Raw genomic sequence first — 4,527 nt, forward strand, 5'->3', positions numbered from 1 at the left:
CCCTGCTGATCCTCTGCGCCGGGGCCACCGATCCCGCCGGCCGGGCGCGCGATGCCGCGACCGCCATGCTGGCCCGCACCCTGGCGCTGGAATGGGCCCCGGCCCGCATGCGGGTCAACGCCCTGACCTGGGACGGCCCGCCGGATGAGAGCCTGGGGGCGCTGTGCCGGTTCCTCGGCGGGCCCGACGCGGCGCAGATCACCGGGCAGGCCCTGCGCGGCGCCGCCCGGCCGCTGGCGACGGACATCACTTCAGAAGCGGGCCCGAAAGGCGCCGCTTCACCCGCCCCGGTTCTGGCCTGAGGCCCCCGGGACGGCAGGAAACACTCGCGGAATTCGTAGGGAGGCGAACATGCGATACGTGATCGACAGACTGGAAGACTATATCGCCGGGCTTGTGACCGGCGTGATCGGAGCCTTCATCATCACCGAGGGGCTGACCTACCGCATGGGCAGCCTGCACAGCATGGGGCCGGGCTACTTCCCGGTGATCCTGGGCGCGATCATGGTGGTGCTGGCGCTGTTCATGGTGATCTCGGCCAAGCCTGCCGAGATCGCCGTTGCCCGCCCCGAGGGCGGCCAGCTGCGCGGCATGGCCTTCCTGGCCGCCGCCTTCGCCGGCTTCGCCCTGACGGTCGAGAGCCTGGGAATGCTGGTCTCGGTCACGCTCGCCGTCTTCCTGGCCTCGCTGGCGAACCGCCAGACCACCCTCGTCACCGCGCTGATCCTCGCCGTGGGAACCGCCGTCGTCTCGGCGCTGGTGTTCCGCGTCGGCCTTGGCCTCCAGATCAAGGCATTCTGACATGTCCACACTGATCAACGATCTTGCCCTCGGCCTCAGCGTCGCCGCCTCTGTCGGCGGTCTGCTCTACTGCTTCCTGGGGGTCTTCCTGGGCACCGTGGTCGGCGTGCTGCCGGGGATCGGCATCATGGCCACCCTGGCGATGCTGATGCCGATCACCTACCACATCGACCCCAACTACGCGCTGATCATGCTGGGCGGGATCTACTACGGTGCCTCTTACGGCGGCTCGACCGCATCGATCCTGATGAACCTGCCGGGCACGGCGACCAGCGCCGTGACCGGCCTGGACGGCTACCCGATGGCGCAGCAGGGCCGCGCCGGGCAGGCGCTGTTCATGACCGCCATCGCCTCTTTCGTCGGCTCGATCTTCGGCGTGCTGCTGCTGGTCACCCTCTCGGTGCCCCTGTCGCGGGTGGCGCTGAAATTCGGCCCGCAGGAGTATGTCGCGCTGATGGCCCTCGGGCTGATCGCCGCCTCGGTCATCGGGTCCGGGCGCACGGTGCGCTCGCTGGCCTCGGTCTCGCTGGGGCTGGCGCTCGGGCTGATCGGGCTTGACCTGAACAGCGGCGTGGCGCGCTTCACCTTCGGCCAGACGGTGCTGTTCGACGGGCTGCCGCTGGTCGCCGTGGCCATCGGCCTGTTCGGCCTGCCCGAGATCATCGCCAATGCCGGGCGCACCGACACGCCAAAGGTCAACCAGGACAAGATCCGCCTGCGGGACATGCTGCCGACCCGGACCGACTGGCGCCGCTCGGGCATGCCGATGGTGCGCGGCTCGGGCATCGGCGCCTTCTTCGGCGCCCTGCCGGGCACCGGCGGTCTGGTGGCCACTTTCGTCTCCTATGCCGTCGAGGCCCGTTGCAGCCGTCACCCCGAAGAGTTCGGCAAGGGCGCCATCGAGGGGGTCGTCGCCCCCGAGGCCGCCAACAACGCCGCCGTGCAGGCCGCCTTCATCCCTACCCTCAGCCTGGGCATCCCGGGGGATCCGGTGATGGCAATCATGCTGGGCGTGATGATGGTGCATGGCATCCTGCCGGGGCCGGACGTGATCCAGACCTCGCCGGACCTGTTCTGGGGCCTGATCGTCAGCTTCGTCATCGGCAACCTGATGCTGCTGGTGCTGAACCTGCCGCTGGTCGGACTCTGGGTGCGGATGCTGCGCATCCCCTACACGCTGCTCTTCCCGGTGATCGTCGCGCTGACCTGCATCGGCATCTACAGCGTCAACTACCAGGTGACGGATGTCTTCGTGCTGCTGGCCTTCGGTTTCCTCGGGCTGGGCATGAAGGCCCTGCGCTTCGACGTCGCGCCGCTGCTGCTCGGCTTCGTCCTCGGCCCGATGATCGAGGAATACTTCCGCCGCGCCCTCATCGTCTCGGGAGGGGACATGATGTCGTTCCTCGACCGCCCGATCGCCGGCACGATCACCGTCATCACCGGCGCGCTGCTGGCCTGGGCGCTGATCCGCGCCGGCTGGAAGCAGTTCGGCCCGCGCCGGCGCGAGGTTCAGGATGCCTGAGGCGCACCCCGCCCCCTCGGTGGACGGGCTGACCGTCCACCGCCTCTCGACCACCCCGGCGGATCTCGGAGAGAGCCCGCTGTGGTGGCAGGACGACCTGTGGTGGATCGACGGCGTGGCTGGCCGGATCCACTGCCGGGACGGACGCAGCTTCGACCTCGGCGGGCATATCGGCGGCATCGCCCCGGCCTCGGACGGGCGGCTGGTGTTGTCGCGCGATCATGAGGTTCTGCTTTTCGCCCCCCGAACTGGCGCGACCGCGCCGCTGCTGACCCTGCCTGACGCCGACCCGCTGATGCGGCTCAACGACGTCAAGCTGGACCGGCAGGGCCGCTTCCTCAGCGCCGGGATGGGACGCGACGGCACCGCGCGCGGCGCGCTTCACCAGCTTGACGGAGCCGGGCGGCACCGGGTGCTGCACGCGGGCATCCGCATCGGCAACGGCCTCTGCCTCTCGCCCGATGGCGCGACGCTCTACCTGGCCGACACCCCCGAGCGGAAGATCCTCGCCTGCGACTACGACACCGGCACCGGGGCGGCAGGCCCCTTCCGCCTGCATGTCGACACCGCGCCGCATGGCTCGGGCGTCGATGGCGCCACGGTGGATGCGGCCGGCAATCTCTGGGCCGCGATGATCCACTCGGCGCGGATCGCCTGCTTCGCCCCCGATGGCCGCCTGCTGACGCAGGTCCCCGCCCCGACCGACCTTCCCAGCAGCCTGGCCTTCGGCGGCCCGGCCCGAGACCGGCTGTTCGTCACTTCTATCCGCGACTCGGGCACCGGACGCGCGGTCTCTCACCACCCGGACGGAGGCCATGTCTTCGCCCTCGACGGCCTGGGCGCCACCGGCCTGCCCGAAGCCATCTTCCCCCCTGAAGGAGCCGCGTCATGACCGACACCCCCGCCGAGACCTTCGGCCCGCTGGCCGGGCTGCGTGTCCTCGATATCGCCACCATCATCGCCGCCCCCTTCGCCGCCTCGCTGCTGGCTGATTTCGGCGCCGAGGTGACCAAGTTCGAGATCCCCGGGCAGGGCGACGGCCTGCGCGCGTTCCCGCCCTTCCGTGACCAGAAATCCCTGTGGTGGAAGGTCACCAACCGGGGCAAGCGCTACGGCACGCTGGACCTGCGCCGCCCCGAGGGGCTGGAGGTGATGAAGCGCATGATCGCCAATACCGACGTGCTGATCGAGAACTTCCGCGCCGGCACCCTGGCCCGCTGGGGTCTCGACCGCGAGACCCTGTGGCAGATCAATCCGAACCTCGTCATCCTGCGCGTCACCGCCTTCGGGCAGACCGGCCCGCGCGCCTCCCAGGGCGGTTTCGCCCGCATCTTCGAGGCCATGGGCGGGCTGACCCATATCACCGGCATGGCCGATGGCGACCCGGTGCATCCCGGCTATCCCATCGCAGATGCCTTCGGTGGCCTCTTCGGCGCCTTCTCGGTCATGGCCGCGCTCTATGGCGTGGTGAAGAACGGCACCAGGGGCGAAGAGATCGACCTGGCCCTGACCGAGGCCACCTTCCGCCTGCTGGAAAACCTGGCCATCGAATACGACCAGCTCGGGCAGGTGCGCCAGCGCGACGGCAATACCAACCAGTACACTGCCCCGGCCAATGTCTTCCGCACCTCGGACGGGCGCTATGTCACCGTCACCGGCTCTACCGACTCGATGTTCGCCGCCAACATGCGCGCCATCGGCCGGGCTGATCTGATCGAGGATCCGCGCTTTCGGGGCAACCGCGACCGGATGCAATACCGCGACGAGCTGGACGCGATCTTCCGCGCCTACATGGACAGCCACACGCTTGAACAGACGCTGGCGGATTTCGCCCGCGAGGGCGGCGCGATCGGGCCGATCTACTCGGTCGAGCAGATCTTCGAGGATGCGCAGGTGCAGGCCCGCGAGGTCGTCACCCCGGTGCCCGACGAGGACTTCGGCACCGTGCGGATGCAGAACGTCGTGCCCCGGATGACCAACAACCCCGGCCAGATCCGCTGGGCGGCCAAGTCGCTGGGCGCGGATACCGACGCGATCCTGGGCGACCTTGGCTACTCGCCCGAGGAAATCGCCGCGCATCGCGCCAATGGCATCATCTGACCTCAGCCCCGAGAGGACACCATGGATACCCCGACCCAGCCGCTCGTCCGCAGCGTGACCGAGGGTGGCATCGCCACCCTGACCATCGACCGCCCGCCCGCCAA

Annotated in this window: 5 protein-coding genes; all 5 read left to right on the forward strand. The window is 69.4% G+C overall.

Going from position 1 to position 4,527, the window contains the following annotated elements:
- Positions 1 to 302 (forward strand): Rossmann fold domain-containing protein (locus OS124_RS27475; RefSeq protein WP_040607104.1); only part of this gene is annotated, 302 nt, incomplete at its 5' end.
- Between the two features lie 49 nt (positions 303 to 351).
- Positions 352 to 801, forward strand: a complete 450-nt coding sequence (locus tag OS124_RS0112345) for a tripartite tricarboxylate transporter TctB family protein (protein WP_010139973.1) — start codon at positions 352 to 354, stop codon at positions 799 to 801.
- Between the two features lies 1 nt (position 802).
- A complete protein-coding gene (locus OS124_RS0112350) occupies positions 803 to 2,323 on the forward strand; it encodes a tripartite tricarboxylate transporter permease (RefSeq protein WP_010139974.1) in 1,521 nt (506 codons plus the stop codon).
- Positions 2,316 to 3,215: an SMP-30/gluconolactonase/LRE family protein gene (locus OS124_RS0112355; RefSeq protein WP_010139976.1), complete on the forward strand. Its 900-nt coding sequence runs from the start codon at positions 2,316 to 2,318 to the stop codon at positions 3,213 to 3,215. Before OS124_RS0112350 ends, OS124_RS0112355 begins: the two co-directional genes overlap by 8 nt.
- Positions 3,212 to 4,423 carry a CaiB/BaiF CoA transferase family protein gene (locus tag OS124_RS0112360; protein WP_010139977.1) on the forward strand — a complete coding sequence of 404 codons (1,212 nt, stop codon included), beginning with the start codon at positions 3,212 to 3,214 and terminating at the stop codon, positions 4,421 to 4,423. The genes OS124_RS0112355 and OS124_RS0112360 overlap by 4 nt, the downstream gene beginning before the upstream one ends.
- Positions 4,424 to 4,527: the final 104 nt, after the last annotated feature.

It is taken from the genome of Oceanicola sp. S124, assembly GCF_000220565.1.
In the GTDB taxonomy this organism is placed as follows: Bacteria; Pseudomonadota; Alphaproteobacteria; order Rhodobacterales; family Rhodobacteraceae; genus Pseudooceanicola.

Excerpts from the sequence above, each read along its gene's own strand:
- OS124_RS0112345 (WP_010139973.1), top strand. The coding sequence starts at position 352 with ATGCGATACGTGATCGACAGACTGGAAGACTATATCGCCGGGCTTGTG.
- OS124_RS0112350 (WP_010139974.1), top strand. The coding sequence starts at position 803 with ATGTCCACACTGATCAACGATCTTGCCCTCGGCCTCAGCGTCGCCGCC.
- OS124_RS0112360 (WP_010139977.1), top strand. The coding sequence starts at position 3,212 with ATGACCGACACCCCCGCCGAGACCTTCGGCCCGCTGGCCGGGCTGCGT.
- OS124_RS0112355 (WP_010139976.1), top strand. The coding sequence starts at position 2,316 with ATGCCTGAGGCGCACCCCGCCCCCTCGGTGGACGGGCTGACCGTCCAC.